The following is a 3,492-nucleotide window of genomic DNA, read 5'->3' as shown; positions in this document are numbered from 1 at the left end:
TCATTTGAAAGAGTGTGATTAAGTTTAGCTCCAAAAATTCCACCTAAAACTCCACCTGTAACCATGAAAGGTAACATTGTTAAATTGTAACTGGAGAAACCACCATCTATTGAGATAAAAAATATTTTTGAAAACTGAGATAGAAGTATTATAAATACAGAACTGGTAGCGGCATTTTTAGTAGGAAAACTAAACAGCATTATTAGAATAGCCACATTTATTGGACCACCTCCAATTCCTAGGAATGAGGCAATAGCTCCAAGAAAAATACCAACTAAAAAAACAATTAAAACATTTTTAATCCTATATTTAGGAAGGTGGTTTTTAAAAAGAACTAAAACTAAAAGTAAAATTAGGATAAAAGCTTGAATTGCTTTTCCCACATTTTCATTTTTAAAAATAGTTAAAAAAACATCAAAGAATATTTGTCCAATTCCACCCCCCACTATAGAGCCAATAGCTAAAATAACAGTGTTTAAATCTATTTTAAAACCATTTTTAAACTGTTTTGTAGTTGCCACAAGTGCCATAGAAAAAACAGTGACAGAGGATAAAACTCCAACTGTAGGTAAATCGTAATTATTTAAAGTATCAAGTACAGGTTTTATAATAACTCCGCCACCTAAACCCGCCAAAGACCCCAGCGTAGTTGCACATATGGCAGTCATAAAATAAATAAAAAACATGAGACCTCCTATTAGTTATAATCTGTTAAAAAATAAGAATACCAAATAAAGATGCAAATAATAATATAATTATAGGATTAATTTTAGTGATATATTTAGTTCCTAAAAAAACAATAAGAAATATAAAAGCCGCCTTAACTCCTTGAGAGTAGTTATCCACAAAGAAAGTAGGTTTAGCAATTATTACTCCAGCAAAGGTGATAAGGGCTAGAGTAACTGGTTTTACACCTCTAAAGAAGAGATTTTTTTTAGGGTTATCTTTTATTTTATAAAAAAGACTAGCTACGATTAAGATAACTATAAAAGATGGTAAAGCAGAGCTAAAAGTAGCCACAAAAGCACCGGGGATACCAGCAACTTGATGTCCAACAAAGGTTGCAGTATTGATTGCAATAGGTCCAGGAGTAACCTGAGATATGGCAATAATATCTAAAAATTGCTGTTCTGTTAACCAATTCTGTCTAAAAACTACATCTTGCATAAGAGGAAGCATAGCTAATCCTCCTCCAAAAGAGAATAATCCAATTTTAAAAAATTCATAAAAAAGTATAAAGTATATCATCTGTCCCCCTTAATTGTAAATACTACAATGCAACCAATTCCAAAGAATAAGATTAAGAATATAGGTGATACATTAAATAAGATTAAACTTAAAAGAGAGATAAGAAATATAGAGTAACTCAATTTGTCAACTAAGGTATTTTTAGAGAGTTTTATAACTGAAGATAAAATAAGTGCAGCAATACCTGCTCTAAGACCAATAAATAATTTTTGCATTGTAGGATTTAAAAAACTTTTTGCAAAGAATGCAGAGATTATAATTATGACTAAAAGAGATGGAGCAATAACTCCAAAAGTAGCCGCAATAGAACCTAAAACTCCCATACGTTTTTTCCCAATGAAAGTAGCAGCATTTATAGCGATAGGTCCAGGTGTCATCTGTGAAATGGATATTATTTCAAGTAGTTCATCTTTATCAATCCATTTTTTACCATAGATCATCTCTCTTTCTATAAGCGGAATCATAGCGTATCCACCTCCGAAAGTGAACATTCCAATTTTAAAAAAAGTAAGAAAAAGTTCTAACATAAAAGCCCCCTTAATTGAAGTAAAAGCAGAGGAAAACCTCTGCTTTTCATGTTTTTATTGATTATACATTGTACATATCTTTTATTTTAGCTTGTAACTCTTCATCAGCTATATAATCATCATATTCCATTAGCTTATCAACAAGTCCACTTGGAGTAATTTCGATAATTCTATTAGCAACTGTTTGGATAAATTCATGGTCATGAGCTCCAAATAGTATAGTTCCTTTGAAGTTAGTTAAAGCTTTGTTAAGAGATGTAATTGACTCAAGGTCTAAGTGGTCAGTAGGGTTATCAAATATTAAAACATTTGCATTAGTAAGCATCATTCTTGATAACATACATCTAACTTTCTCTCCTCCAGAAAGAACTTTAGCCTTTTTAGTAGCTTCCTCTCCAGAGAAAAGCATTCTTCCTAAGAATCCTCTAACAAAAGCATCGTGTTGATCAGGAGAGTATTGTCTTAACCAATCGATTAAATCTAAATCACAGTTTTCAAAGAATGATGAGTTATCTTTTGGCATATACGCTTGAGAAGTAGTAACTCCCCATGTATAAGTTCCACTATCAGCTTCCATCTCTCCAGCTAATATAGAGAATAGAGTCGTTTTAACAATATCGTTTTGTGATATAAATACAACTTTATCATTTGTATTTATAGTGAATGATACGTTATCTAAAATCTTAACTCCATCCACAACTTTTGTAAGGTTTTCAACTTTAAGAAGATTGTTTCCAGCTTCTCTTTCAGGCTTAAATTCAACAAATGGATATTTTCTGTTAGAGATTTGCATATCTTCAAGTTGTAGTTTTTCAAGTTGTTTCTTTCTAGAAGTAGCTTGCTTTGATTTAGATGCGTTAGCACTGAATCTAGCTATGAACTCTTGAAGTTCCTGTCTTTTTTGCTCTAATTTTTTATTTTTGTTATTTATTAATGTTTGCATTAATTGGTTAGACTCATACCAGAAATCATAGTTTCCAACATACATTTTAACCTTTCCATAGTCAATATCAGCTATGTGAGTACAAACTTTATTTAAGAAGTGTCTATCGTGAGATATAACTATAACAGTTGTATCTTCTAAGTTCATTAAAAACTCCTCAAGCCATGCAATAGCTTGAATATCAAGTCCGTTTGTAGGCTCGTCAAGTAGTAGAACATCAGGATTTCCAAATAAAGCTTGAGCTAATAAAACCTTAACTTTTTCAGGCTCACTTAACTCTCTCATAAGCTTATAGTGTAAGTCAGCAGTTATTCCAAGACCAGTTAAAAGCATTTCAGCTTCAGTTTCAGCTTCCCATCCATTTAACTCAGCAAATTCACCCTCTAATTCAGCAGCTCTCATTCCATCCTCATCAGAGAACTCACTTTTAGCATAGATTTCATTTCTCTCTTCGATTATTTTCCAAAGTTTTGTATGTCCCATTAAAACAACGTTTATAACTGAATCATCCTCATGAGCAAAGTGATCCTGTTTAAGAACAGCCATTCTTTTGTTTTTATCAAAAATTACTTCTCCCTCAGTAGGATCTAAATCCCCTGAAAGTATCTTTACAAATGTTGATTTTCCAGCACCGTTAGCTCCAATAAGTCCATAACAGTTTCCAGGAGTAAATTTAACGTTTACATCCTCGAAAAGCTTTCTACCAGAAAATCTCATACTTAGATTACTAGTTGCTATCATTTTAAAAAATTCCTCCTAAATATTTATAATATA

The 3,492-nt window shown here is 31.7% G+C and carries 4 protein-coding genes; all 4 read right to left on the bottom strand.

All coding sequences use genetic code 11. The features are described 5' to 3' along the window. The coding region (locus ACMOUI_RS01975; protein ID WP_418964071.1) for a TSUP family transporter at positions 1–686 on the bottom strand (686 nt) is incomplete at its 3' end. Positions 687–711: 25 nt separating this feature from the next. Next, complete coding sequence (locus ACMOUI_RS01970; RefSeq protein WP_418964070.1) at positions 712–1,248, bottom strand: chromate transporter; 537 nt, start codon at positions 1,246–1,248, stop codon at positions 712–714. Then, complete coding sequence (locus ACMOUI_RS01965; RefSeq protein ID WP_418964069.1) at positions 1,245–1,775, bottom strand: chromate transporter; 531 nt, start codon at positions 1,773–1,775, stop codon at positions 1,245–1,247. Before ACMOUI_RS01965 ends, ACMOUI_RS01970 begins: the two co-directional genes overlap by 4 nt. Before the next feature lie 61 nt (positions 1,776–1,836). Then, positions 1,837–3,459, bottom strand: coding sequence for an ABC-F family ATP-binding cassette domain-containing protein (locus ACMOUI_RS01960; protein ID WP_418964068.1), 1,623 nt, complete (start codon positions 3,457–3,459; stop codon positions 1,837–1,839). Positions 3,460–3,492 lie beyond the last annotated feature (33 nt).

This window comes from Cetobacterium sp. (genome assembly GCF_048470075.1).
GTDB lineage: Bacteria > Fusobacteriota > Fusobacteriia > Fusobacteriales > Fusobacteriaceae > Cetobacterium_A.
Note: the sequence above shows the minus strand (reverse complement) of the source record. Positions and strands in the feature narration are given on the sequence as shown.